Source organism: Mycobacterium persicum (assembly GCF_002086675.1).
Lineage (GTDB): Bacteria > Actinomycetota > Actinomycetes > Mycobacteriales > Mycobacteriaceae > Mycobacterium > Mycobacterium persicum.
In genome coordinates this window covers 1-721 of sequence record NZ_MVIF01000285.1, presented here as the reverse complement: position 1 = coordinate 721, position 721 = coordinate 1, and the positions used below count along the sequence as shown (strand labels likewise).

Here is a 721-nt window from a genome sequence, read left to right as displayed (position 1 = left end):
TGTATGCCCGCGACACCTGGCAGCTGGTGCACGCCGGAGCCGCCGGCGGCCACCACAACGTACACGCTGAAGTCGCCTCGAGGTGTTCGCTGCGGGGATAGGATCTGTTGCTGCAGAGTGCTCGATAGTCCCTGGCAACCGTTGCGTTGTTCTTGTCGGGAGGTTGCACATGTCGTTTGTTGTGGCGGCGCCGGAATGGATAGCGACAACGGCGTCGGATGTGGCGGGTATCGGCTCTGCGCTCACGGCCGCCAATGCGGCTGCAGCTTTACCGACGACGGCGATCGTTGCGGCGGCCGAGGATGAGGTGTCCGCTGCGATAGCGGCCATGTTCGGATCGCACGCACAGGGGTATCAGGCCCTCAGTGCCCAGATGTCGGCGTTCCATGAGCAGTTCGTGGCGGCGTTGACGGCGGGTGCCGGCGCGTATGCGGCCACCGAGGCGGCCAGCACGTCACCCTTGGCACAGTTGCTGGGATTGATCAATGCGCCCACCCAGGCGCTGCTCGGCCGCCCACTGATCGGCAATGGCACCAACGGCGCCGACGGCACCGGCGCTCCCGGTGGGCCGGGCGGGCTCCTGCTCGGCAACGGCGGTAACGGCGGTTCCGGCGCGCCGGGTCAGGTCGGTGGTGCTGGCGGAGCCGCGGGGTTGCTCGGCAACGGCGGGATCGGCGGGAAGGGCGGGGATGCGGTAGCCGGGAACGGGGGTGCCGGTGGC

The 721-nt window shown here is 68.8% G+C and carries 1 protein-coding gene; it reads left to right on the top strand.

Translation table 11 applies throughout. From position 1 onward, the window contains the following. Nucleotides 1-169: 169 nt before the first annotated feature. Nucleotides 170-721, top strand: a 552-nt coding sequence (locus BST40_RS28415) for a PE family protein (RefSeq protein WP_083156637.1), incomplete at its 3' end; no start/stop codon positions are given.